This window comes from Tropicimonas aquimaris (genome assembly GCF_042676185.1).
GTDB classification, from domain to species: domain Bacteria; phylum Pseudomonadota; class Alphaproteobacteria; order Rhodobacterales; family Rhodobacteraceae; genus Tropicimonas; species Tropicimonas aquimaris.
The window spans coordinates 1-23,690 of record NZ_JBHTJT010000039.1; the positions used below are offsets into that span (position 1 = coordinate 1).

21 protein-coding genes and 2 pseudogenes are annotated in these 23,690 nt (G+C 61.0%); 9 read left to right on the top strand and 14 right to left on the bottom strand.

Annotated features, from left to right (window positions below):
* Positions 1-338 precede the first annotated feature (338 nt).
* Positions 339-469 (bottom strand): annotated as a pseudogene (locus ACFQ2S_RS17680) (IS5/IS1182 family transposase); the annotation flags it as partial.
* A 106-nt stretch (positions 470-575) separates the two neighbouring features.
* On the opposite strand from ACFQ2S_RS17680, the gene ACFQ2S_RS17685 reads away from it, so the two are divergent.
* Positions 576-1,874: an FAD-dependent oxidoreductase gene (locus ACFQ2S_RS17685; protein ID WP_386076555.1), complete on the top strand. Its 1,299-nt coding sequence runs from the start codon at positions 576-578 to the stop codon at positions 1,872-1,874.
* A 423-nt stretch (positions 1,875-2,297) separates the two neighbouring features.
* Here ACFQ2S_RS17685 and ACFQ2S_RS17690 read toward each other — a convergent pair whose 3' ends face one another.
* The gene (locus ACFQ2S_RS17690; RefSeq protein WP_386076496.1) at positions 2,298-2,630 is read right to left on the bottom strand and encodes a hypothetical protein; all 333 of its coding nucleotides are present in this window, start codon (positions 2,628-2,630) and stop codon (positions 2,298-2,300) included.
* A gap of 333 nt (positions 2,631-2,963) precedes the next feature.
* Here ACFQ2S_RS17690 and ACFQ2S_RS17695 point away from each other — a divergent pair, with 333 nt between their 5' ends.
* Entirely contained in the window at positions 2,964-3,398 is a 435-nt protein-coding gene (locus tag ACFQ2S_RS17695; RefSeq protein WP_386076498.1) for a universal stress protein, read from the top strand.
* A 25-nt stretch (positions 3,399-3,423) separates the two neighbouring features.
* A complete protein-coding gene (locus ACFQ2S_RS17700) occupies positions 3,424-4,965 on the top strand; it encodes an alanine/glycine:cation symporter family protein (RefSeq protein ID WP_386076557.1) in 1,542 nt (513 codons plus the stop codon).
* A gap of 910 nt (positions 4,966-5,875) precedes the next feature.
* Here the strand turns inward: ACFQ2S_RS17700 and ACFQ2S_RS17705 are convergent.
* From ACFQ2S_RS17705 to ACFQ2S_RS17720, 4 genes are all read right to left on the bottom strand, one after another.
* Positions 5,876-6,628 carry an FkbM family methyltransferase gene (locus tag ACFQ2S_RS17705; protein WP_386076500.1) on the bottom strand — a complete coding sequence of 251 codons (753 nt, stop codon included), beginning with the start codon at positions 6,626-6,628 and terminating at the stop codon, positions 5,876-5,878.
* A 47-nt stretch (positions 6,629-6,675) separates the two neighbouring features.
* The gene (locus tag ACFQ2S_RS17710; RefSeq protein ID WP_386076502.1) at positions 6,676-7,665 is read right to left on the bottom strand and encodes a lysylphosphatidylglycerol synthase transmembrane domain-containing protein; all 990 of its coding nucleotides are present in this window, start codon (positions 7,663-7,665) and stop codon (positions 6,676-6,678) included.
* A 143-nt stretch (positions 7,666-7,808) separates the two neighbouring features.
* On the bottom strand, positions 7,809-9,473 hold the full coding sequence (locus ACFQ2S_RS17715; protein ID WP_386076559.1) for a sulfatase: 1,665 nt from the start codon (positions 9,471-9,473) through the stop codon (positions 7,809-7,811).
* Entirely contained in the window at positions 9,470-10,144 is a 675-nt protein-coding gene (locus ACFQ2S_RS17720) for a CDP-alcohol phosphatidyltransferase family protein (RefSeq protein ID WP_386076503.1), read from the bottom strand. The genes ACFQ2S_RS17715 and ACFQ2S_RS17720 overlap by 4 nt, the downstream gene beginning before the upstream one ends.
* A 184-nt stretch (positions 10,145-10,328) precedes the next feature.
* Here ACFQ2S_RS17720 and ACFQ2S_RS17725 point away from each other — a divergent pair, with 184 nt between their 5' ends.
* Positions 10,329-10,889, top strand: coding sequence for a cytochrome b (locus ACFQ2S_RS17725; protein ID WP_386076504.1), 561 nt, complete (start codon positions 10,329-10,331; stop codon positions 10,887-10,889).
* A gap of 410 nt (positions 10,890-11,299) precedes the next feature.
* Here the strand turns inward: ACFQ2S_RS17725 and ACFQ2S_RS17730 are convergent, their stop codons facing one another.
* Positions 11,300-12,052, bottom strand: a complete 753-nt coding sequence (locus ACFQ2S_RS17730) for an endonuclease/exonuclease/phosphatase family protein (RefSeq protein WP_386076506.1) — start codon at positions 12,050-12,052, stop codon at positions 11,300-11,302.
* Positions 12,053-12,417: 365 nt separating this feature from the next.
* On the opposite strand from ACFQ2S_RS17730, the gene ACFQ2S_RS17735 reads away from it, so the two are divergent.
* The 5 genes from ACFQ2S_RS17735 (at position 12,418) to ACFQ2S_RS17755 (ending at position 17,337) form a co-directional block, all read left to right on the top strand.
* Entirely contained in the window at positions 12,418-13,413 is a 996-nt protein-coding gene (locus ACFQ2S_RS17735) for an ABC transporter substrate-binding protein (RefSeq protein ID WP_386076507.1), read from the top strand.
* Positions 13,403-14,200, top strand: a complete 798-nt coding sequence (locus tag ACFQ2S_RS17740) for an ABC transporter ATP-binding protein (RefSeq protein ID WP_449369419.1) — start codon at positions 13,403-13,405, stop codon at positions 14,198-14,200. Before ACFQ2S_RS17735 ends, ACFQ2S_RS17740 begins: the two co-directional genes overlap by 11 nt.
* 89 nt (positions 14,201-14,289) lie before the next feature.
* Entirely contained in the window at positions 14,290-15,792 is a 1,503-nt protein-coding gene (locus ACFQ2S_RS17745; protein ID WP_386076560.1) for an ABC transporter permease, read from the top strand.
* A gap of 2 nt (positions 15,793-15,794) precedes the next feature.
* On the top strand, positions 15,795-16,832 hold the full coding sequence (locus tag ACFQ2S_RS17750) for a glycosyltransferase family 4 protein (protein WP_386076508.1): 1,038 nt from the start codon (positions 15,795-15,797) through the stop codon (positions 16,830-16,832).
* Between the two features lie 244 nt (positions 16,833-17,076).
* Complete coding sequence (locus ACFQ2S_RS17755) at positions 17,077-17,337, top strand: hypothetical protein (protein ID WP_386076510.1); 261 nt, start codon at positions 17,077-17,079, stop codon at positions 17,335-17,337.
* Between the two features lie 117 nt (positions 17,338-17,454).
* Here ACFQ2S_RS17755 and ACFQ2S_RS17760 read toward each other — a convergent pair whose 3' ends face one another.
* The 7 genes and pseudogenes from ACFQ2S_RS17760 to ACFQ2S_RS17790 form a co-directional block, all read right to left on the bottom strand.
* Positions 17,455-18,219 carry a hypothetical protein gene (locus tag ACFQ2S_RS17760; RefSeq protein ID WP_386076512.1) on the bottom strand — a complete coding sequence of 255 codons (765 nt, stop codon included), beginning with the start codon at positions 18,217-18,219 and terminating at the stop codon, positions 17,455-17,457.
* Between the two features lie 51 nt (positions 18,220-18,270).
* Complete coding sequence (locus ACFQ2S_RS17765) at positions 18,271-18,708, bottom strand: type II toxin-antitoxin system RelE/ParE family toxin (protein WP_386076562.1); 438 nt, start codon at positions 18,706-18,708, stop codon at positions 18,271-18,273.
* Between the two features lie 7 nt (positions 18,709-18,715).
* A pseudogene (locus ACFQ2S_RS17770) lies at positions 18,716-18,871 on the bottom strand (addiction module antitoxin); the annotation flags it as partial.
* A 315-nt stretch (positions 18,872-19,186) separates the two neighbouring features.
* Positions 19,187-20,131: a sugar-binding transcriptional regulator gene (locus tag ACFQ2S_RS17775; RefSeq protein WP_386076513.1), complete on the bottom strand. Its 945-nt coding sequence runs from the start codon at positions 20,129-20,131 to the stop codon at positions 19,187-19,189.
* A gap of 91 nt (positions 20,132-20,222) precedes the next feature.
* Positions 20,223-21,695 (bottom strand): FGGY family carbohydrate kinase, encoded by a 1,473-nt coding sequence (locus tag ACFQ2S_RS17780; protein WP_386076515.1) that lies wholly within the window; start codon positions 21,693-21,695, stop codon positions 20,223-20,225.
* Positions 21,696-21,704: 9 nt separating this feature from the next.
* Positions 21,705-22,664 (bottom strand): transketolase family protein, encoded by a 960-nt coding sequence (locus ACFQ2S_RS17785; protein WP_386076516.1) that lies wholly within the window; start codon positions 22,662-22,664, stop codon positions 21,705-21,707.
* The gene (locus ACFQ2S_RS17790; protein ID WP_386076518.1) at positions 22,661-23,491 is read right to left on the bottom strand and encodes a transketolase; all 831 of its coding nucleotides are present in this window, start codon (positions 23,489-23,491) and stop codon (positions 22,661-22,663) included. Before ACFQ2S_RS17790 ends, ACFQ2S_RS17785 begins: the two co-directional genes overlap by 4 nt.
* Between the last annotated feature and the right edge of the window lie 199 nt (positions 23,492-23,690).

Sequence of the window (23,690 nt, forward strand, 5' to 3'; positions counted from 1 at the left end):
GATGGAACCAAGGCGGGTCATGCACTAACAATCAAACCGGACCAGTCAGATCAGGCTCCCCACGCTTGGCGGACGATGCTGTCATCTGATGAAAACTATCGAATGTGGCTCTTCAGTCTAAGAGCGAACATCGCTTGGACGCCCCTGTCCGCGCCTCGACCTAGGCCTCCATGATGCGCTCGGCCGCGAGGGCCAGCATCTCGCGCACGAGGTCGCCATCGGCCTTCTTCTCAACCAGCTCGACCAGCGCCATTCCCTCTTCGGTCATCGTCATCTCCGTTATCGGTTCAAGGTTTCGCAATGGGTCCTGACCCTAGGATCAGGACTTCGGTGTCGGGGCTTCGGGTGTGGTATCCCTTCCACCGGTTCCAGAACGCCGACCGTAGTGCATTGTGGCGCGCAGGGTCTCGTCGCGGACCCTCGCTGCCGGGCAGTCCTCCATCCATAGCCGCCCGTTCTTGCGGAAAGGGAAACAATCTATCCCCCTCCCCTGCCTGAACCGACTATTCTGGATCACCAACACCGGGGCGGCTTTCAGTTCGCTCTTGTATGACAATCGGAGCAAGCAATTGACGATGAGAGATGAGCAAACCGATGTTCTCGTAATCGGCGGTGGGACGGCAGGCTTTGGAGCGGCAGTAGCGGCCGGTCGGCAGGGCCTCCGGGTCACGCTGCTGGAAGCGACAACCAAGATCGGCGGCGTGATGGCTTTCTGTCCGGGCATGCCATGGGGCGGCGGCTACCCGGCGGATAGGATCATTGGCGGTTTGATTGAAGAACTGACCAATCGGCTCGCGTCAATGCAGCCGCCTGCTGCAGAGAAACGTTTATGTGCGCTGGAGAATTTCGGCCCGGAGATCGTCTACGATCATGACATCGCGACCCTGACCATGTTCGACATGCTTGAGGAAGCGGGCGTTCGCGTCAGGTTGGGCGCGATTGCGCTGGAGCCTCATATGGAAGGACGACGTATAGCCTCCATTGCCTGTTGCGATAGAAACGGGCCCTTCACGGTTGATGCAAAGATCGTCATCGACTGCTCCGGCGATGGCGACATTTCCGCCAAGGCCGGCGTGCCCTACATGCTGGGTGATGCCTCAGGCAACATGATGGCTGTGACCATCTCGTTTCAAATGGTCGGCGTGGAATGGGCACGAGCGTTTGCCGACCCGGATCCCTATTTTCAGAAGCAGGCTGCCCGGGGCATCGCCGATGGCCGCTTGCATCCCGATCTTGCAAAGCTGTACCTGATGCGCGGGTTCCACGATGGAACGGTGTTCTGCAACTCTGTTCATTTGCGCGGAGTAGATGGTACGGATCCGCTTGCTGTGAGCGCCGCCACTCAGGAAGGACGAAGGCGCTGCCTCCACCTGGCACAATTCCTGAGAAGCGATGTGCCCGGGTTCGAGCGCGCGCACATGTCGATGCTCTCTCCGACATCTGGTGTCCGCGAGACCCGCAAACTTCAAGGAATCTACCGCTTGAAGGGCGAAGATATTGCCCGGGCGACCAAGTTTCCCGACGGCGTCGTGGCCTGCGACAATCCGATTGACGATGTGATGCGCGCGGGAGCGGCAATGACCCATGACGCCGCAACCGCAGCCGGGGAGTATTACACCATTCCGTTCTCTGCCCTCGTGCCCGCCGGGATCGTCAACCTGATGTTTGCGGGACGCATCTTGTCCGCGGACCCAGTCGCCTTCGCATCTGTTCGCGGCATGCCGCAATGCATGGCGATGGGACAGGCGACCGGAACAGCCGCCGCACTTACAATTCGGAACCGGGTGCATGTGCAGAACGTGTCACATGACGATCTTGTAAGGTCATTGGCGGATCAGGGCGTTAACCGTCTGAGAACAATGTCGTCGCACTAAGTCTAGGCTTGGCACCGCCTTGCTAGCGTAAACTGTCGCCGGAGCGCACCATCCGTATTTCGACCAACCGGCCTGATTGAGGGATAGTTGCGATCTCGGAAACCAATTGGTCTCGATCTGATCGACTATCCGGATCGGATTTATGGTAAACCTAACGAGTGGAGGTCCCGGTAATCGTTGGGGGTAACGGTCATGGGGGCGTATGATCGAATGCATTTGCTGTCGCCCACCGCCTCCACACGATCACCAGTTCTGTAGGCGTTGCAGGCATTGACCGTTTCCCACGCAGCGTGGGATGTCCTTGCCCAGGCTAGACACGATGAGGTCTGTCGCTTACCGCTCGGTTCATTGCCCCTCGTTTCCAGCGGAAATGAACATTGTTTCTCAGTGCATTGCCGATCAAGTTGGTTTGGACGCGACCACCTATTTCAATACCTGTCGATCCTCAGTCAAAATCTTCCTCGACGTTTCCAGCGAGCAATGAATGCTGCGCCGCGATTTCTCAAGAAAAGCGCGCGCGAGCCCAGAGACCACAAAATGAAGTCCTTTGCCGGCCCCCTTCGGCTGCTCGTTGGCAGTGTGATTATCGGTGCGATGGCCGTGACGTTCACCATATCGTTTGCGGCGCTGATCTTTACGGGTCTCCTGGCACCGCACCTGGGCGAAGGCGCCAACTTTGCTTGGCCCGGTGCGGCGGTCATGGCGGCGCTCGCCATGCATCCGCCGGCACCTGAAACTCACCTCGGAAATGGCCATAGAATGGTGTCAGGACCCTCGTTCCTGCGGTACAGAATGATGTGCGAGTTACGACAAGCGGGGAACCAACCTCGCATCTTACCCATGGCGAAGCGATCAGATTCGACCGTGACCCCGGATTGCTGCCCCGCAGCGTCTCTTTCGAAACCCTTCGCAGATCTGCATCCCGCCAAAACGGAATCGCAATGCTTGTTGCCGTTTTGTCATGTCGGTTGCCGGCACTGCAATCGGAGCGTCGGGGGGGGGGCTGCGAAAAAGTATGCCATCAGATTCGGGTTATAGGGCTACCCTACACGTGCCCTGGATACTGGGCTGACACAGACGGAGGGAACAGTGACAAGAAAAATAATCTTGGGCTACGACGACAGCGAGAGCGCCAAGTCAGCTCTGGTTTTCGCGTCGAACCTTGCAAAATCAGAAGACGCGGAGCTCGTGGTCGCGCATGTCCTGGAGTGGTCCCCCTACTCCTTCCTGACGCCCGACGAACTGGCCGAACGGCACAAGCGGCGGAAGGAGGAATTGAATAGAGCGGAAACGGCCTTGCTCGTTCCGGCGCTGGAGGAACTCGCGCGCAGGGGTGTCCAAGCCTCGACTGTCCTCCGATATGGGCACATTGCCGAGACGATCTGCGACATTATCGAGGAAATCGGCGCGTCGCAGGTCGTGATCGGTCGGACCGGCCACTCGTCGATGTCGTCACGATTGTTCGGCTCGGTCGCCGGCACCCTCGCGCAGGCCTCGCCAGTGCCCGTCACGATTGTTCCATGAGCAACCAACAACAGGGACAGACATGATGAATTTCCTAAAGGCGCCAGTCGTGGCGATTCCATTCCTGCCGACGATCGCAGCCCCGGCAATGGCTCAATCCATAGATGAACGCGTGAACCAGCTCTTTGCGAGTTCGACGGGCTGGTTCGTCAATCTGATCTTCAGCCCGTTTCCCGGCACCAGTTTCCCGTGGATTGTGGCATGGCTTGTCGTTGCCGCGACCGTTTTCACCGTCTATTTCGGCCTGATCCAGTTCAGGGCATTCCCGCACTCGATTGCCCTGGTTCGCGGAGATTACTCTGACCCGAACGATGCTGGCGAGGTCAGCCATTTCCAGGCTCTGGCGACCGCGCTTTCCGGAACGGTCGGACTTGGCAACATCGCGGGCGTTGCCGTTGCCGTCAGCATAGGCGGGCCCGGCGCGACCTTCTGGATGATCCTCGCCGGTCTGATGGGGATGGCATCGAAGTTCACCGAGTGCACGCTTGGCGTGAAGTACCGGAACGAATACGAGGACGGCACCGTCTCTGGCGGACCGATGTACTACCTGACCAAGGGTTTCGATGAGAGGGGCATTCCAGCCGGACGCATTCTTGCGGTGCTGTTTTCCGTTTTCTGTATTCTCGGGGCGCTTGGTGGTGGCAACATGTTTCAGGCCAATCAGGCCCACGCGCAGATCACGAATGTTCTCGGCGATTACCCTGGATGGATTACGGGGGTGCTGTTTGCCGGCATCGTGTTCGCGGTGATCGTGGGCGGCCTGAAGTCCATCGCGCGAGTGACTGAAAAGGTCGTGCCTTTCATGGGCGTCCTCTACGTGCTGACCGCGCTCATCATCATCTTGATGAATGCGGACAAGATCGGGTGGGCGTTCGGACAGATCTTTGCCGGCGCGTTCACCGGGCTGGGTGTTGCAGGCGGTTTCGTGGGGGCCCTGATCCAAGGTTTCAAACGCGCCGCCTTCTCGAACGAGGCGGGCGTGGGCTCGGCTGCAATCGCCCATTCGGCTGTGCGGACCAAGGAGCCGATCACCGAAGGCTTCGTGTCTTTGCTGGAACCTTTCATCGACACTGTCGTGATCTGCACGATGACCGCTCTGGTCATCATCATCACCGGCCAGCTCATTGCAGACCCCAACACCGGGCTCTACCTTCTGAATGAAGGTGGCACGGCAATCCAGACGGTCGACGGCAACTCCGGGGTGGCCCTGACGTCTGCGGCATTCTCGTCGGCCTTCGGATGGTTCAAGTACATACTGGCTATTGCGGTTATCCTGTTCGCGTTCTCAACCATGATCAGCTGGTCCTATTATGGCCTGAAAGCGTGGACCTTCCTCTTCGGCGAAGGGAAAACCACTGAGATCATTTTCAAGGTCATCTTCTGCGTGTTCGTGGTCATTGGCGCGGCGGCCAACCTGGGGCCAGTCATCGACTTCTCGGACGCTGCGATCTTCGCCATGGCGGTGGTCAACATCGTCGGCCTCTACTTCCTGATGCCGATCGTCAAGGCTGAGATGAACAGCTACCTATCTCGGCTGAGTTCGGGTGAGATCAAGAAATACAACTGACACCAACCGACGCCCAAGCTTCGCCAATTGCCTGAATTGCCTCTCCGGTATCTCGGAGAGGCAATCAGCGCTGACGGGGGACACAAAGAGCGAACCGCTACACACCTGAGCCCCCCAATCGCGCGGTCTGGATGGTATTGGACAATCACGGCAGCTACCCGGACAGGTCATCGGAAATCCGGGCCATCGCTTCAAAGATCGGCTGCGGCCGGGTGTCTCTGCGCCGGTGGGTGGCCCAGGCCGAGACGGACAGCGTCACTCGGGTCGGCATAAAGAGCAAGGACCGGGCACGCCCCCATGAGTTGAAGCGGCAAACTGGGCGCGGTTCATGCGAACCCGAAGTTCACAACTGATAGCCTTCGACACGTGGGAGGACCTTAGGCTGCAGGAAACGGCTGCCCAAGCGTGGTTCGCGATCGGCTCACGAACCACGTTTCGAGCGGGGGTGTTGATATTATCTACAATGCTGCGCCCCACAACGGCACCGCCCGGGAGCCTTCGAGAACGGGGGCCGACCACTAACAGGACTTGTGATCCGTTTAGCGTCCGAGCTTGAGGACTTAATAGATTTCAATTCCTTGTAGTGCGCCGCGCTGCGCTCGGGATATGGAATCTCCGTGGTCTCCACCTCGCGAATCCTCTCACTCTCGACAAGCCAGCAGAAAAAATCGGTCTCCTTCACGCGGCTCATCGCGATCTGGGTGTACTGGGAAAGACAGTGATACAGGAATGTTGTCCCGCTTCGCCCCGCGCCGATCAAAATGAGATCCGGTACCATGTCTCGGTCTCCTCAAGTCGACCGGGTATCGCTCCGGACGGGGTGATGCGCCAATACGTTCCATAGGACTCCGGCATTCGCGGCGCCGCGGCAAGTCCCAGGGAGACGGGTCAACCAATGCCCGCAAGAAGCTCAGTTCCGGATTGGTCTGGCAAAGAGGTCGCCCGGCTTCGAGGTCGGGTCCAACTGCTCAAGCCATGCCGTTACCTCCTCTCCGTCCCGCCAACACGGCCAAAGAAACGCGCCGCTTTCGCCCTCCACGACATTGAAGCGCGCCAAGCCCAGGGCTTCCAGACGACCGACAAGCGCTTTGGCGAGATGCGGATAGGCGGGAAGGTACTCGACCGATATCAGCGGCACCGGCCGCGACAGACCGGCCAGAACTGCGATTTCATAGCCTTCGACGTCGATCTTAACGTAAGCCGGATTGCCGAACCGCTCGATGAGTCCGTCAAGAGTGATGACGCTCACAGGCTGTTCCCGATCCCATCGGACATGCTCGAACCCGACAGCCGATGCTCCAGCCGTCACGAAATCTCCGTTCAGCGTCGAGACCGTGGGATGCCGCGAAGAAACCGCCATGGTCATCTCGGCAGCCTCCTGCCCGATGGCAACCTCGAGGACGGTGATGTCACGCGGCAGGGTTCGGCGCAGAAAGAGCGAAAACGGGTACTGCGGTTCGACCGCGACGACCTGCGCTCCGGCGGCGCGCATGGCCCGCGCTCTCGAGCCGACATGCGCACCAATATCGAAGACGAGCTCGCCGGACTTCAGGATTGTCTTGTAGAAGCGCCGCCAGCGCAGAACCGAAACGGGATTGTGATAAATCGCCAGGGATCGCAGCAACCCCATGCCGACCCGTACCCGCCCTAGGGTCTTATCCATGTGCCGGGGTCTCCCTGGGATTCAAGTCGCAGCCCATTCCGCCTGTCTCACTCGGCTGGATCATGTTTGGCCGCAACTCGGCCGTCCGGTGCCCACTGCGCCTCCCTGGTCCGAAGCAGGAGGATAACCGCACCCGGCAGACTGGCGACGAGGAATACCGCGCCGAAGACCACGCTTGCGCTGACCCCAGCAACGGCGCTGGCTCCGATCAGCGGAAAAACCGCGGCCGCGGCCCCTTCCCGATATCCCCAACCCGCGACCGAAAACGGAACAAGCATCGCTGCGAGGATCAGCGGAACAGCGAAAAATACATCAGGGAACCCGATCGCGGTGCCTGTTGCCCGCGCTGCAGCGGCAAAGGAGGTGAGATTGGCGGCAACGATCAAGAGGCTGAGGATAGACTGAAAGACCGCTTCCCGACGGTCGAACCAGCTTGACTTTAGGGCCGACCCGAAGCGTCGAAAAACCGCCGGGACGAGCCGATCCGGGACGGCCGGGCGAACGACAGCAATGAGCGCCGCAAGCAAGAGCGCGACACCGGTTGCGACCGCCGCCCACCACTGCAATTCCGGTCTGCCGGACAGCGCCAGACCGAGCAGCAACACGGCACCGAGCGCAACCTGACCAGCTAGGCGCTCGATCACCACGGCCTGCGCGGCTGTCTCGAACCGGGCCACGCCCTGGGTCCTGACCGCACGAAGCGCATCGCCCGCGACACCGCCGGGAACAGTGGTGTTGACCGCGCTTGATAGATAATACTCCGCAACCGCTCTGCCGATCCCGATCGGAGCGCCGAGGCGCGCCGCAGTGCTGCGCCATCGAAAGGCGCAGAGGACAATCTGCGCCGAGCATGCGAGCAGCGCCACGAACATCCACCCCGGGTCCGCCGCACCTAGTCGGGTCATCACATCGCCTGCACCGACCATCCAAACGATGAAGGCAAAAAGGATTACTGGAGCGACGACACGTACCGCCCTTCCAACTGCTGTCCAGTCGATGCCGCTCCCCCGGTTCCTGAAAGATTTGATTCTCACCATCCCTACAGTCGGTCCTATACGTCATCTTTCAAGGTCTATTGCGCGACATGGTCACGACGATTTTCCCTTCGACCTCACGGTGGGTGCGAAGGATGCGTCACGCTTCTGGTCTTGGTATCTCACCCTGCCCCCGGCATTTGCGATTAAGGACTGGAGGGCACGACGCTAAAGGCGGTCAGGAACCGGTTTCGGAACGTATCCATTCGCATGGGCGCTGCGTTCGGGTCGGGGATCAGACCGGGCGTCCAACCCCAATCGGAAACTCGGTCGATGAGGTGTTCCGGTCCAATGACATGGATCGGCACAGCGAGGCCCTCATCCTCGGACACAAAGCGTGCGGGCTGATGGTCGCCGAGAACGATCATAAGGGGCGGATTATCCGCATGGCGCAAGGCATAGTCCCCGACGGTTCGGAGGCTGTAGTCGATCGCCTTGCGGAACTGATCGCGCACCCTGTCCCGGTCTCGCCAAACGATCTCGGGGGGATCGCCCGACGTTGCGACGGCATTGAAGATGCGCCCCTCACCGATGTTTTCCCAAGCGACGATATCGGGAACCGGCGTCCAGGGGGCGTGCGACGAAATCAGCGCGACCTGTGCGAAGACCGGACGACGATCTCGGCCCGGTTCTCCCGAAAGCACGAGACGATCCAGCGCCGAAAGCGTGAACTGGTCCGGCATCGTGACCCAGTTGAAGGGCAGACCGGCGTACCCGAGGTCCTCGGCCGCTAGGACCCGGTCAAAGCCCATGAAATCGGCCTCCGGCCAGTCCATTGTGATCGCGGGCATCACGGCGACTGTCTCGAAGCCGTTCTCCTGCGCAAGATGGAACAGCGATTTCCTCCCGCTGACGAGGGCCGCACCGTAGGTGCGCTGATCCGGGATCCAAAGGCCCGTGGCGAGTGTCGCATGGCTCAACCAGCTCTGCCCGCCGATGATCGGCGCTTCCAGCCAACCGGAGATCATGGAAAGCCCGCGCACGTCGAAATCCGCTTCGATCCGGGCAAGCGTCGCCAGATGCGTGGGGGCGTAGCGCGGATTGGTCAGGCTCGAAGCGCCGTAGCTCTCGAGATAGGTGATGATCACATCTTGGGTGCCGACGAGGTCGAACAGCGGCGACCGCTCGGCGAAAGGATCGGCGTCGGCGACATTCCGGAAGTCCCGCAGTCTCGTGAATGTCTCTCCGATCATGACGGTTCGTTCGACCGCAACCCTTGCGGTGAACGCTGCGCCCGGCATGTCGAACGGCAGCCTCCAACGACCCATGGCGTCCCCGATCTCGGCGGTTGCGACGGCGGTCGAGGCGATGATTGCAGCAGCGCCGACGCCTCTGAGTGACGGGGCAAGCTCGATTGCCGATATCCGTCCCGTTGCCCACCAGAGCAACCAGATCAGCATCACGGCTACACCGACAACCGCCAGAACCGCACCGCTTGCGAGAAAGGGTCCCACTGCGCCGGAGCCGAGGTTCCAGGCCGCCGGGATTAAGTGCAGGTCGACCAACGGATTGAAGCCCCGACTGTAGGCGGAGAACGTGGCAAAATCGGCGAGTTTGAGGAATGTCAGTGTGACAAGAAAAAGCACGATTGCCGCACGGCCCAGCGTCGTGATGCGGCCTCTGGCCGGTAGCACGGCCAAGACAAGCAAGATAACGAGCAATTCCAGCGGAGCAACGACGAGCAAGCCCGGTGACAGCGCGGCGGGATGGTTCGGGATGACGAGCGTCAGGTAGAGAATGCAGACGGCCAGCAGGATGACCGGCCAACGCCAGCCAGGTCCGAGACCGCTGTTGCCGTCCGCACGGATCATCTGCCGGCGGCAATCAGCCAGCGAAGGTCGCGCAGGAAGGACCAGGCGAGAGCGATCGCGGCGAGAGCTGCGCTGAAGGTTATGACGGAAGACGGCAAGACGGGCACCAGCACCGAGACGAGCACTCCGATCTGGAACACGCACACGGCTTTTCGGCTGAACGAAGCCGGCAGGCCTACGGTGAGTTGAGGCCAGATAAAGCCGGCCATCACGAAAAGGTAGCGTGGCAGTCCGAGTGCGATGATCCATGGCCCCGCCTGTCCGGTCCGATACGCCAAGAGTGCGAGGACGAGCGCGAAAAACGAGTCAACCTCAATGTCGAAACGGGCCCCGAACGGCGAGACGAGCCCGGCGCGCCGCGCGCTCCAACCGTCCACTCCGTCGAGCGCAAGGGCGACAACGGCGACTCCGACGGCAAGCCACATGTGAACGGAAAGCAGTTCCGGCGGAGACGCGGTCATCCCGGCAAGCGCCGAGGTCAATGCGAGGCGACCCGTCGTGATGAGATTGCACATTCCGAACTGTTCGTGGTGGTAGAAACGGTGCATTCCAGCCGCGGCGATCGAGGCTCCGATGCAGAATGTCATCAACGCAATCGCAATGCCGAACTCGCCGCTCAAGTGCGGGGTCATCGTCAAGACGACGAACGCACCGCCCATCACGGCCAGCATGAACTCGATTCTCAACGGAGATAGAGTGATCATCGACTCGCGCCGATTGATGGATGCCGACACTTGAACGAGAAGATGCCTCATCCCTTATGAATTAAGCGGAGATGCGCTACCGTCAAGCAAACCCTTTGATGGCGGCCATCGTCAGCCTGTATCTTGAAGCAGCGTAGTTGGAATGAGGCGCATGTCACAAATCGAAGGCAGTCCTTCGGGCTATGCTACGGTGTCACGGTGGCTTCACTGGCTGACCGCGATTGTGGTGATCGCGACCATTCCGATCGGCATCACAATGACGAACGAAGGGCTATCGCGCGAAGTTCGGAATACGCTGTACATCTTCCACAAGAACGTTGGCGTGATCATCCTTCTGCTCGTGGCGGCACGGTTGGTGGCGAGGCTGGTCACGACCTCGCCCCCGTTACCATCGACGGTTCCTGACTGGCAGCGGCGCGCCGCTGGCGTGAGCCACGCGATGCTATATGTCCTTCTCATCTTGATGGCCGTTTCCGGCTATATTCGCGTGATCGCAGGCGGATTTCCGATCGAGATGCTCAATGCGATCGATTTTCCTCTGCTCGTGCCACGTTCGGATGCGCTTGCGGAGACGGCGCAATGGGTGCACTCGACTGCGCGTTTCTTCCTTGCAGCCTTCATCGTCCTGCACATCGCGGCAGCCCTTCAGCACGGCCTGATCAAGCGAGACGGCGTCTTCACCCGGATGTGGCCGCCGAACCGACCGCAATGAAACCGCCATCGTGCTCTTTTCACTTTCGCGATCGAGGCCGCGGAGCGGAATGCGGAGGCTCCGCTTATCAACCGTAAGGGAGCACGTCATGGCGCCGACCGTAGACGCGTGAATTTCGGCACTTGTCGGTCCTTACTCTCCGTATTTCTCTTTCCGTGCGTTAGGGTCGGGCACGGTCCTCGCGCCGATCAATTTCCCTGATCTGTTGCCCGTCGCGCTCCCTGCGCTCAACCCGCTTTGGGCAGCGGCGGCGGTAGCTACACCGCTGGACATTCACGCCCATGACCCTGTTGGAACCGGCAAAGCAGAGTTCGGCAGGCCGCCTTCTAAGCGAATGGCGGTTCCTACGCTGATCCGGTGCGAAGCACGTGATCGTATTGTGCGGCAAGTACCTTCTATGCATCGGGACCTCACCCGGATCGGGATCGCGGACCTTGGCCCAGCAGGACGGTTGCCTGCAGAGGAAGGTGGTCGGACATGCGGCGCAGAGCCGGTGCAGAGGGAATGCTTGCAGCCACGACCTTGGCAGGCCCCGCCGCCATGATCCTGTCGAGGGGAAGGAGCGGCATCGCCGCGGGAAAGCTCCGGCGCGCAGGTCCGACAAATGACTGTCCGACAACAACCTCCGAAAACGCGAACCCGCCCCACGGCCGCCATTCGTTCAGATCACCGATGAGAAGTGTAGGCAGGACCTCATGCCGGGCAAGATACTGTCCTATCGCGCGCATTTGCACTGCGCGCAACGCCTGCCAAAGCGAAAGATGCGTCGCGACGACCCGGAACACGTGGCTCGGACACCGAAACGTCAGGATCGTGGCGCCTCGGGGATACCGTCCGGGAAGGTCCAGAAGATGTCCGCCCATCAACTCGAGCTTCGACCCGTGAAGTACGACCGTACCCAGAAACCCGTGACTTCCCTCCCCCCATCGCAGGGATACATCCGCGTGCGCCGTGGCGAGGCCGGTCGCCGTGGCAACCCTGTCGAGGTCTATGATTGCGCCGTAGGGCGGCAACTCGCCATCCGCCTCGGTCAGAACGACAAGATCCGCGGGCGTTTCACGGACAATGTCAAGAAGGGCATCAACCGTTCTGTCAGGCGCTACGATGCCGTCACGTCCACGGCAACGGTGGACGTTCCATGTCATGCATTCAACAGTGCTCATCTGAGACGAAACCAAATCACAAGACCATCGAATGCACTAGCCAGATCAAGTCGGCACATTGAGCCAAGCAAGGCAGAGTTCCACATCCGTCCGATCGCGGAGCAAGCCCCACCGCGATGCGACGACCTCACTGGATCCTGTGAAACCGTCGCCGTTGAGTGTCGCTTCACGTATCTGGATCTTTGGAAAGACACCGTTGTGAACACGTCGTTTCGGTCATCTCAGCGGCGCGGAGAAAGGCAAAGGCGCGGGGACTTGCGCGGTACCCGACGACTGCCCCGGGCGAGACCATCCGACGCGAAGATCCGGCTTGTTTCTGAAAGGTGCAGACTTACCATGAGAGTAATAATTTAAAGGATGCGACCATGCGAGATACTTTGAACCGAAGGAGCTTCCTCGGCGCGGGCGCAGCCGCGGTGGGCGTCGGTGCCTTTTCCCTGAATGGCCGTCGCGCGCTTGCGCAGACGGCCGTCAACCTGCAACTGTCATGGCTTCATTCCACGCAATTCGCAGGCAGCTACATTGCGCGCCATCGCGGTTGGTGGTCGGAAAACGGCCTCGAGGTTTCGCTTCTGCCCGGCGGCCCGAACGCGCCTGTCGAGCCACCGGTCGTGTCCGGTTCGGCGCTGGTGGGAATATCAGCGGCCGACTACACGGCCGCCGCCGTTGAACAAGGCGCACCGTTCAGAATTCTCGGGGTGGCCATGCAGAAGAATCCCTTCGTGATCGCCTCGCTACCGGCTGATCCGGTGAGTAAGCCCGCGGACCTTCTCGGCAAGCGGATTGGCATGGCGCTTGCGAACAAACCGGTCCTGCAGGCGCTTTGCTCCCTCAACGGAGTCGACATCGCCGGGATTGAGATCGTGCCGACGCAGTACTCCGCACAGCCGCTTCTAGCTGGAGAGGTGGACTGCCTCTTGTGCTGGGAAACCGATCTGCCGGTGGCAATGGCGATGCAGGGCGTCGAAAGCCTGACGATGCTGATGGCCGATCACGGCTATGCGGTGCATTCGCAGACATATATTGCGACCGAGGACAGCCTTGCCAATCGCCGGGCCGAGCTCGTGGCTCTCATGTCGGGCGAAGTGCGAGGGTGGGAAGCCTATCGCGAGGACACCGATGCCGCTGCGGAACTTACACTCGAGCTATACCCGGACGCGGGCCTCGATCTGGAAACGCAGAAACTCCAGGCCGCGCGCCAGGTACCGCTCATGTTCTCCGAGTTGACCGATGCCAACGGCTTCGGTTGGTGGACGGACGAAACCGTGGCCGCAAACATCGAGACGCTGGCGCTCCTTGGCCGGGACGTGACACCTGACCTCTGGGACCGTTCAATTCTCGAAGAGGTCCATGGCGCGTGACGTGACCCCACCGCCGGAGGTGGTCTGCACTTCGCTCGGCAAGACTTTCGAGGACGGCACAGACGCCGTGCGCTCGATTGATCTGACCTTTGCCGCGGCCGAGACGACGGCTCTTGTAGGGCCATCGGGCTGCGGGAAGTCGACGCTCCTGCGAATGATTGCGGGGCTCGAGCATCCAAGCGCCGGGCGGATTGAGATCGCCGGTGCCCCGCCGGCCGACACGCTTCGGCAGGCGGGGCTTTCGATGGCGTTTCAGGATCCTTCGCTTCTGCCATGGCGCAGCGTACGCAGGAACATCGAGCTTGCGCTTGGCCTGGCTCGTTGCCAGGCAGACCCTTCCGACATCGACCAACTCATCACGCTGGTCGGGCTCGAAGGCTTCGGCGACACCCGTCCTGCGGAACTGTCGGGTGGCATGCGCCAGCGCGCCGCGATTGCACGCGCCCTGTCGACGCGCCCCGGGCTGCTGCTGCTTGATGAGCCTTTTGGCGCGGTTGATGAGTTGACCAGAAGCCAATTGGCGACGGACCTTCCGAGGCTCTGGGAGGCGCGCGGAACCACCACGATCCTCGTGACCCATTCCGTCAGCGAGGCAGTGCTTCTTTCGGATCGGGTTGTGGTCTTGTCGCCCCGCCCGGCCCAGATCGTCGACGATATCAGAATAGATATCCCCCGCCCCCGTCCCGAGGGGACGGCGCGCCGTCCAGAGGCGGTCGCGTTGAGCAATCGCGTCTTCTCAAGCCTCGCCAGGGGAATGGTCACGCACCCGACTCTGGCTGCACAATGAACCTCGCGGCGCGGAGACCCCAGAAACCCACTTTCCAAGTGAGGCGCGCCTGGCGCGGACATGGTCCGGTGGTCGGGGTACTATTGATCATGGCCGCGCTGGAAGCCGCCGGTCGGATGTTGACCGATGCCTACGTGCTGGCCGCGCCAAGTGAGGTCGCCCGATACCTGGTGCGGGACTGGTGGCTCATGACGCGCGCCCTCGGCGTGACGCTCGCCAACGCGGCGATTGGCTTTGTCATTGGCAACGTCGCGGCGGTGGCGCTGGCCGGAATAGCCCTTGTCTGGCCGCGTAGTGAGCGCGTGATCACCGGTCTCGCTCTTCTGGTGTTCTGCTTGCCGCTTGTGGCGACAGGGCCGATCCTGCGCGTCGTCTTTGGTCCGGGCCCGGCTCCCCAGATCGCGCTGGCCGCTCTTGCAGTCTACTACACGACTCTCATCCCACTTCTCGTTGGGCTTCGTGCCGCACCCGACACCTGGTTCGACCTTGTCCGCAGCTATGGCCGCGGCCCATTGGCTGCGTTGGTCCATGTCCGCGCGATGGCGGCCCTCCCCTATCTTTTCGCCGGCCTCCAGATCGCGGCGCCAGCAGCCTTCCTCGGCGCAATGGTCGGTGAATTTACCGGGGCCGAACGCGGCATGGGTGTTCTGACGATCCGCGCCATTCGCGCGCTCGACGTCGAGATGACATGGGGAATAGCAACGGTCGCGACAGCCGTCTCGATTTTCGCCTATGCCGCCATAGGAGCATTGGCGCGGCGCATCCTGCTGGACTCACCGCCCGTGATCCTCGCGACCTCCCCCCGATCGACGCAACGGCGCGGCCACAGAGTGACCGATACCACTCTCGTGCTACTTCTGGCGCTCGGCGTTTGGAGCGGTGCGATCTGGTTATTCGAGCTGAACCCGTTTTTCGCCAAGGGGCCCGAGGATGTCCTGCATGCACTCCTGCACGCGCCGGATGCCGCGGACTTGCGGGCGTCGATCGGCACCGCGCTCAACGAAACCGCGGCATTTCTCCTGCCGGGCTACCTCGCAGGGTTGGCCGTGGGTGCCTTGCTGGCGATGCTGCTCGTCCTCTTTCCGGCACTGGCCGGGACAGCCATGCCGATTGCAATTGCGCTGCGTTCGGTGCCGATCGTGACGACGGCCCCGCTGGTCGTGCTTCTGATCGGGCGCGGCGCACTCGGGACCATCTCCCTTGTCGCTGTGATGGTCTTCTTCCCGACCTTTGTCGCCTGCCTGCAAGGCCTGAGGCAGGCGCCCGGACAGATCACCGCTGTTTTCGACAGCTATGCCGCTGGTCCGGTCGCAAAACTCATCCACGTGCGCATTCCGTCGATGCTTCCGGCTTTCTTCGCATCTGCCAGAATGGCAGTGCCCGCCTCCGTCCTCGCGGTCACGGTGGTGGAATGGCTCGCGACGGGGACCGGAATCGGCAGCTTGATGGCGCTCTCGGCCTCACTGTCGGATTACGATGCGCTCTGGTCATGCGTGGTCCTGGTCGCGGCGTTGTCCGCCTTGGGATATGTCGGCGTGGGCTGGATCGAACGTCGCGTGCTGTCCACGTATGCGCCGGAACAGGTGACCTGAAGATGCGGCGCGCGGCATTTGCAATCCCTGGAGATATCACGACCCCCACCGGCGGCTACATCTACGAGCGCCGCCTGTTGGAAGGGCTGCGCAGTCAAGGGCGGGACGTCACTCATCTCCGTCTCGGCGCGTCATTCCCCGACGCGACGCGCGAGGATATGGCCGACGCCATCTCGCAGCTCGCGCGCCTGGAAAGCGATCGTGCGGTCATCCTCGACGGGTTTGTCTCGGCGACACTGGAGACGCGGGCTCTCGCGGAGCTCCATATACCGAGCATCGCGATGGTTCACCATCCGCTTGCATTCGAGACCGGACTGAATGCGGATCGCCGGGAACACCTATACCGGATCGAGCGTGCGAACCTCGCCCATGTTTCGCATGTTCTTGTGCCCAGTTCAGCCACCGCGGCCATTCTGACAAAGTCATACGACGTTGTCCCCGAGCGCATCACAATCGCGCGGCCCGGAACCGAACGCCCGGCATCCATTCGCGCGCCCGTCACGCCGCCGTTGATACTCTCCGTCGGCATTCAGCATCCGCGCAAGGGGCATGACGTGCTCCTGCAGGCGCTGGCACGGCTGCAACATCTTTGTTGGACGGCCGTCATCGCGGGCAAGGCATATGACACCGCTCACGCCGCAAACCTGGCGCGCCTTCACCGCGATCTCATGCTTGGAGATCGGGTCAGGCTGGCTGGCTACGTGCCTGATGCGGAGTTGAAATCGCTCTACAGGACCGCGTCGATATTCGCCCTTGCGACCCGCTTCGAGGGCTACGGCCTCGTCTTCGACGAAGCCCTCGCACACGGTCTTCCCATCGTGAGCTGTCGAACCGGCGCGGTGCCTGACACCGTGCCCGCGGCGGCAGGCCGGCTCGTGGCGCCAGACAATGCCGCGGCCTTCGCCGATGCGCTGGCGGACCTCTTGCAGGACGAGGCCGCGTATTCTGCCTACGCGGCCTCAGCGGCAATGGCAGGGCGCGGCCTGCCAACCTGGCAGGACACGGCCGAAACGGCAGGCCGCGTTCTCGACCGCTTATGACCCTACATTCCTCTCGTTAATGCAGTCCACGGGAGCGTCGTTCAAAGGGGATAACGCCAGAAGGATTTTCAACCATAGCGTGAACCGACCACCTTCTGGGATGATACTTCAGCCCTTGCCAATCCGTCCGACTGGCTTGGAGCAACATCAGGTTCTACGGCGGTGGCAACGATCGGCTGAAGAGCGACCGCGGAAACGACCGGCCTGTTGGGGGATCCTGAACGGTCATGCCGGAAATGACAGGTTGATCGGTGGTGAGAATGCCGACACTTTTCTCTTTTCGGGCGATTACGCGAAGGACGTCGTACTCGATTTCGAGGTCGGCCTAGACATCATCCGGCTTGACTACGCGATGTGGAACAACGGCCTGACAAACGAGCAGATCGTTCGCAGGGTTTCCGAATTGGAAGACGGCGACACCGTATTCACATTTGGAGAGAACCTGTTGACCCTTAATGGCATCGGCGCTTCATTCTGCCCGGTGGAATATCCGGAGATCGTATAGGATGATCCGTTGTTTGACCTGAGCAAACGTACGCTGTTGTGCATCGCGGCGAGTTTTCTCTTGGACCGAAAGCTTGACCCCTGACAGGTGGGAGCGATCCGCACTCTTCCGGGCGTTTCAGAACATCATGCAATCCGCACCCGGCGGCAGCGGCTTCGCGTCTTCGGGCAGCGTTGGCGTATACTCAAAACTGATGATCCTAGCACCTGCATCGAATGCGACGAACAGCTGGTTCGAGCCGGGTCTGATCGCAATGCCTTCGGGGTCCAGACCGAATTCGTGCAACGAGGCTGTCGCCAGCAAGTTTCCATCCTTGTCGAACTCGTAAAGGCTGTTCGTGCCTTCAAGATCGTCCACGATCAATAGGTTCCCTGTGCGCGGATCGCGAGCGATACCCTGGGCTTCGCTAAGGGGAGGGTTCAGGGTCATCGTATCAATGCGTCGCAGGATTTGCCCGTCCGGTGTGAGCCAGCTCAGGTATTCAGGATCGTCTTCCACGGTGATGAGACTGCCGTCATCATCGATGGCAATTCCCTCGGTGTCCGCCCATCCTGTCTCGATCTGGAATGGCGCGCCGAGGGGAACACCATCTTTTCCGATGCGCTGGAACGCCCCCATGCCATCGGCGACGATGAGGTCATCGCCCTCGACAGAGATGGCCTTTATCCTTCGCAGCGCGGACCCAACTCGCCTCAGTTCTTCCCCATCGAGCGTAACCAGGATCGCTTCCGGACCCTCGTTGGCGATCCAGAGGCCGCAAAATGTCGGATCGTAGTCGAGGCTGGCGGGTCTGTTGAGGAAGTAACTGTTCGTCATACGAAGATCGAGCGCCGCCACGGGTGTGGAGGTCAGCGCAAGTGCAACAGCCAAGCCTCGATACATGAGCCGTCTCCTAACTGGACCACCTTGACTCTGGTGCTCGCCAATCATCTGTCAACGGCAGTTCCTTGTTGAGGAGCTCCGAGAAATCCGGTGAGAGGTCAGAAAACGAGTATCAGGCCCACAACGCTTCAGACGGTTGAACGGTATGCCGAGGTGTACGGCCAATGACCCCAGCCATCGCGTCACGACGAACGACCGGGAGCTATCCATTTGATCCATCAGATCGTGGAGGATGGTGCCAATTCCGATGTCGCCATCCGGAAATCGCCGCCAATACATGGAATGACGCGCGTAGCCGAAGAAATGCCATTCCACGCCAAAGCCGGCCGGCACGGATCTCGACATGACACCGCCTGTGTCGATCTGATCGACGGCTGCGAACTGGCCGGTGATGTAAGTCACGGCCTGCACCTCGCACCACCGGTCGCGGATGTAACGAACGATCTCGTCGAGACGGGGCGAGGCCACCTCTTGAACGCGGATCGGCATGGAGGCAGGTCCATTTCCGGGCGATCACCTGGGCTGCGGCCAGGGGCTTGTAGCGATCTTCGGGCGCGGCAAAGGGGCGGTCCAGCTCGGCCTGGCGACGATCAAACGCCTCACACTCGGCGCGCGCCTTGTCGCGACGGATCAGGTCACCAATAAACTCGCTTGAGCTGCTCCCATTGGGTGGTCCGGCTTGGCTGCCAATGCATGGTCGGTGGGGCTTCACCCTGTTTCTGGTCCGGTCGTCATGCGACCTTTCGGGTTGGCTGAAGTTGGGCCGCAAAGGCGTTCGGCGTCAAGTTTCCGAGCGAAGGACCGGCCACCGAACTGCAAGGGGCGCTGGTCGATAAAGCGTTGGATTTGGGCGACTCCTTTCCACCGAAGCAGTATTGGCCCAAAACTGTGATACCAATCCACATCTGAGAAGTGGGTTGATTTTCCTGCACGTTCTGGAGTTTGCCGCAGGGCGAAGCGAGACCGTTCAGGCTTCGTCGGCAAATGAGCTGGTTTCAACGCCAACGCATTCCAGAAGCCGGCGGGCGGTGAACTTGTCGGTCACCAGAACGTCGATTACGCCGGTGTTGAGGGCACCCCGAATTGCGGCGACCTTGGCAGGTCCGCCGGCAAGCGCCAAAACCCGGTCGACTTTCGCCAACTCGTCAAGCCGCATGCCGATGACCCGATCATCAAGCGGGGTCAAGACCGGATTCCCGTCGATATCGAAGAACCGAAGGCTCATGTCCCCGACAGCGCCCGCCTCAGCCTCCTCCGAAAGCTCTTTCGAGGAAAAAACGTTGCCCGAGCGCGCCAGCATCCTCGAGGGCTCGACCGCACCGATGCCAATAATCGCAAGGGTGATCCGGCCGAATAGGTCCATTGTCTCGCGCACGTAGGGGTCGGACACCATCACAAGCTTTGCTTCGCGGGATTGTGCGACACCCGGCGCAGAGAGCGGCCGCGCCTCGGCCCCAGTGAGCTTGGCCAGGCGGGTGATGAGTTGCGTGGCTTGCGTCTGTACGCTGGGGTCGCCCATCCCACCAAGGGTCTGGACGACATACTTGGCCTTGGTGGCTTTCAACGGGTGAACATTGTCGACCATCTTAAGAATGGTCTCAGACCAACTGGAAACCCCTATGATCTCATCAGATTGCAGGGTCGCCTCAAGAAAGTGTGCAGCGGCCTCTCCAATGCGGGCCATGATTGCGCCGTCGCGCTCCTCGCTGCATTCGGCGACGATGGCTTCGGGCAGATTGAAGCGCTTGCGCAGTTGATCTTCGAGCGCCGCGTATGTGCCCTGTGGTGCAACCACAGTCGTGCGTACGATCTCCTCTTCCTTGGCCTTTTTGAGCATGCGCGAAACCGTGGCCTGCGACATGCGGAGGTGCGCGGCGATGTCAGCCTGCCGCTGCCTCTCGATGTAATACATCTGGGCAACTCGCGCCATCAGCCTGAGTTCGTTGGTCCTCGACAAGAGACACTCCGTCCTGCTGGGCAAATCCAGCTGAATAAATATGCGCTCATGTAGGCATTGTCGAGCGCTTGATTGCTGTGGTCCACGTTGCGACCGCTGCGTCGCGGACTGCCGGACTCATTGCTGGCTCAAGAGGGGCGTCGTGGGGTTCGAGGCCGGCCACCGTTTCGAGATCCGGCCAGTGCCCAACGGCGAGGCCGGCGAGATAGGCAGCGCCACGGGCAGAAGCATCCGTGCTTTCGCTGGTGATCACCGAATGGTTGAGAATGTCGGCGACCATCTGCATCAGGACTTTGTTGCGGCTCGGACCGCCGTCGACGAACAGACGACCGATTTCCTGGCCGGCGTTGGCGCGGACGATCTCGAACACATCGTTGACCTGGAAGGCGATGCTCTCTGCGGCGGCGCGCGCAATGTGGGGCCGACCGGCGCCGAAGCTCAGGCCGGAGATGAGCCCCCGTGCCTCACTGTCCCAATGCGGTGAGCCAAGGCCAACGTGGGCCGGCACCAGCGATACACCAAGTGTGGTGTCGACAGTCTCTGACAGCGCCATCAACTCGTCGACCGACGAAAGCCCGAGCAACTCGGCAGTCCAAGGCAGGATCGACGCGGAAACCAGGATATTGCCCTCGAAGGCATAGGTGATCTGCCCGCCGTATTTCCAGGCGATGGTGGTGGTAATGCCTTTCGGGGGTACCACGAAGGTCGGTACTGTCGTCATCACCGAGGAGCCGGTGCCAAACGTGACCTTTCCGTCGCCCGGGTGGTGGGCGCCGTGTCCAAAAAGGGCAGCGTGGCTGTCGCCGATTGCAGAGGCAACAGGGATGCCGTCTCGCAGGCCGGAAACGCCCAAAGTGGAACCAAACACGTGCGAGCTGTCATGCACCTTGGGAAGCATCTCCTGGGCGACGCTGAACAGAGCGCAAAGATCCGGGTCCCACTGGCATTCGCCGATATTGAGAAGCTGAGTGCGAGCCGCGTTGGATGCGTCGGTGGCGTGCAATGCACCACCGGTGAACTTCCAGATCAGCCAGCTGTCGATGGTGCCGACGCAAATGTCCGACGCTGCGCGACCCTTCGCATGGTGTTCAAGAAGCCAGCCAACCTTCGCCGCCGGGAACATCGGATCCAGTGGAAGGCCCGTGCGAGCAATCACCTCCGGTTCCTTTCCCTCGGCTTTGAGAAGCTCGCAGGCTGCGGCTGAGCGGCGGCATTGCCAAGTGACAACGGGACCGAGTGGCGCGCCGGTCGCGCGGTCCCAGATCAGGATCGACTCCCGCTGGTTGGAGATCCCGATGGCGGAAATCTCCACATCAGGTCGCTGGGCGAGGCAAGCAGAAATCGCCGCCACGGTCGCGTCCCAGATTTCATCGGCGTCCTGTTCCACCCAGCCCGACTGAGGATGGCGGATTGGCACCGGACTGGAACCGGTGGCGAGGATTGAACCTTCTTCGGAGAAGAGCGCGGCCTTGGAATTGGTTGTTCCTTCGTCGATGGCAAGGATCACGCGCTGTGTCATGGTTTGGCCTCAGGATTTCGATTGGACGAGTGCGTCGGCGCTTTCGGCGATACCGTCAGGGGACATCCCGTAGTGATCGAGCAGGAAATTGGCGGAACCGGTGGGCGCGAACTCGCCGGGCACGCCGAGGATTTTCATCGGCACCGGCGCAGTCTGCACCACGACTTCTGCCACGGCCGAACCTAGTCCGCCGAAGACGGTGTGTTCTTCGCAGGTCAAGATAGCGCCGGTTTCCTGCGCGGCCTTCGTGATCGCCTCCACATCGATCGGGCGTACTGTGGTCATGTTGAGTACACGTGCCGAGATGCTCTTCGTCTCCAGAAGCGCGGCCGCCGCCAGCGCCCGATGGGTCAGCACACCGTTGGCGATGAGAGTGATATCGGTGCCGTCACGCAAGAGATCGGCTTTTCCGGGTTCGAACACGTGATCCTCGGGCAGGAGGTCGGGGACGCCAACCCGGCTCAGGCGCAAGAACACGCCGCCCTCGTAGCCTGCAGCCCATTTGACGGCGGCAGCCGTTTCGATCCGGTCGGCGGGAGCGACCACGACAATGTTGGGCAGAGCCCTGATCCAGGCGAAATCCTCGATTGAATGGTGCGTCGCGCCAAGATTGCCATAGGCCAGACCGGAGGAGATGCCGACCAGTTTCACGTTCGTCCGAGAATAGGCGACGTCGGCCTTGATCTGCTCGAGCGCACGACCGGTAAGAAACGGAGCCGCGCCTGTGACGAAGGGGATCATGCCACCGTTGGCAAGGCCTGCGCCGACGCCGACCATGTTCTGCTCTGCAATCCCGACGTTTACCAACCTCTCCGGGAACTTGTCGCGGAAAGAACCGAGCTTGGAGGAGCCCACGGAATCGTTCACCACAGCGACTATAGTCGTGTCGCTGGCGGCGAGAGCCTCGAGCGTCTCACTGAAGGCGTCGCGGCAATCGTGGAGCTTGGGTGTGTCGGTTTGGGCGTTCATTTTGCGGCCTCCTCCAGTTCGGCCATGGCTTGGGCATATTGATCGGCACTCGGCACCTTGTGGTGCCAGGCGACGTTATCCGACATGAAAGAAATGCCTTGGCCCTTGTTGGTGTGGGCTACGATTCCGCGGGGCTTTCCGGTGGAGCGGCCCTGGGGCGACATGGCAGCTACGAGTTCATCCATGTTGTGCCCGTCGACCTCGACAGCTTCCCAGCCGAAGGCTGCCAGCCGCGGCGCGATGGGGGCGAGGTTGTTGGTGTCGGCCAACCGCGCACCCTGTTGGAGGCGGTTGTGGTCGATGATGAGTGTCAGGTTGTCGAGCCCAAATTGGGCGGCGGCCATGATCGCCTCCCAATTCGACCCTTCCTGCATTTCACCGTCACCGGTGATGACAAATGTTTTCCAGTCGGCGCCGGAGATCTTCGCTGCCTTGGCCATGCCAACGGCAACCGGCAGGCCATGGCCGAGCGGGCCAGTGTTGGTCTCAACGCCCGGCACCTTGTTGCGATCCGGATGGCCGTTGAGACGCGACATAGGCTGCAGAAAGGTCGCGATCTCTTCCTTCGGAATGAATCCTCGCTCTGCCAAGGTGACATATAGCACACATGCCGTGTGGCCCTTGGACAGCACCAGGCGGTCGCGGTTCGGGTCTAGCGGGTTGTTGGGATCGACGTTCAACACGCTGAAATAAAGGGCTGTCAGGATGTCGGTAACGGACATCTCGCCACCGATGTGACCAGCGCCGGCTTCAAAGACAGCCTGCAGGTCTCGGCGTCGGATCTGATTTGCCTTCACGCGAAGTTCGTCAGGAGTGAACGATGTCATGATTCACCTTTGCATAAATATTCGATAACCAGTAAACATCCATATATATGGCGTGTCAAGAGGACACCGCTCAGCCGATTCGCCACCCGATAATTCTGCAGCGCGGCGAATTTTCAGATTTTGTTGACATGAGCACTGAGTTCGCCACGCTTGACACAAGCGGCAGGACGCACTAGGCATAATGCAGCATACATGAATA

Excerpts from the sequence above, each read along its gene's own strand:
- ACFQ2S_RS17750 (WP_386076508.1), top strand. The coding sequence starts at position 15,795 with ATGCGGCGCGCGGCATTTGCAATCCCTGGAGATATCACGACCCCCACC.
- ACFQ2S_RS17720 (WP_386076503.1), bottom strand. The coding sequence starts at position 10,144 with ATGCTGGCCGTGATGGGCGGTGCGTTCGTCGTCTTGACGATGACCCCG.
- ACFQ2S_RS17745 (WP_386076560.1), top strand. The coding sequence starts at position 14,290 with ATGGCCGCGCTGGAAGCCGCCGGTCGGATGTTGACCGATGCCTACGTG.
- ACFQ2S_RS17740 (WP_449369419.1), top strand. The coding sequence starts at position 13,403 with ATGGCGCGTGACGTGACCCCACCGCCGGAGGTGGTCTGCACTTCGCTC.
- ACFQ2S_RS17725 (WP_386076504.1), top strand. The coding sequence starts at position 10,329 with ATGTCACAAATCGAAGGCAGTCCTTCGGGCTATGCTACGGTGTCACGG.
- ACFQ2S_RS17690 (WP_386076496.1), bottom strand. The coding sequence starts at position 2,630 with ATGGCCATTTCCGAGGTGAGTTTCAGGTGCCGGCGGATGCATGGCGAG.
- ACFQ2S_RS17785 (WP_386076516.1), bottom strand. The coding sequence starts at position 22,664 with ATGAACGCCCAAACCGACACACCCAAGCTCCACGATTGCCGCGACGCC.
- ACFQ2S_RS17765 (WP_386076562.1), bottom strand. The coding sequence starts at position 18,708 with ATGCCGATCCGCGTTCAAGAGGTGGCCTCGCCCCGTCTCGACGAGATC.
- ACFQ2S_RS17790 (WP_386076518.1), bottom strand. The coding sequence starts at position 23,491 with ATGACATCGTTCACTCCTGACGAACTTCGCGTGAAGGCAAATCAGATC.
- ACFQ2S_RS17730 (WP_386076506.1), bottom strand. The coding sequence starts at position 12,052 with ATGAGCACTGTTGAATGCATGACATGGAACGTCCACCGTTGCCGTGGA.
- ACFQ2S_RS17710 (WP_386076502.1), bottom strand. The coding sequence starts at position 7,665 with ATGGTGAGAATCAAATCTTTCAGGAACCGGGGGAGCGGCATCGACTGG.
- ACFQ2S_RS17780 (WP_386076515.1), bottom strand. The coding sequence starts at position 21,695 with ATGACACAGCGCGTGATCCTTGCCATCGACGAAGGAACAACCAATTCC.
- ACFQ2S_RS17775 (WP_386076513.1), bottom strand. The coding sequence starts at position 20,131 with ATGTATTACATCGAGAGGCAGCGGCAGGCTGACATCGCCGCGCACCTC.
- ACFQ2S_RS17705 (WP_386076500.1), bottom strand. The coding sequence starts at position 6,628 with ATGGATAAGACCCTAGGGCGGGTACGGGTCGGCATGGGGTTGCTGCGA.
- ACFQ2S_RS17715 (WP_386076559.1), bottom strand. The coding sequence starts at position 9,473 with ATGATCCGTGCGGACGGCAACAGCGGTCTCGGACCTGGCTGGCGTTGG.
- ACFQ2S_RS17760 (WP_386076512.1), bottom strand. The coding sequence starts at position 18,219 with ATGTATCGAGGCTTGGCTGTTGCACTTGCGCTGACCTCCACACCCGTG.
- ACFQ2S_RS17685 (WP_386076555.1), top strand. The coding sequence starts at position 576 with ATGAGAGATGAGCAAACCGATGTTCTCGTAATCGGCGGTGGGACGGCA.
- ACFQ2S_RS17700 (WP_386076557.1), top strand. The coding sequence starts at position 3,424 with ATGAATTTCCTAAAGGCGCCAGTCGTGGCGATTCCATTCCTGCCGACG.
- ACFQ2S_RS17735 (WP_386076507.1), top strand. The coding sequence starts at position 12,418 with ATGCGAGATACTTTGAACCGAAGGAGCTTCCTCGGCGCGGGCGCAGCC.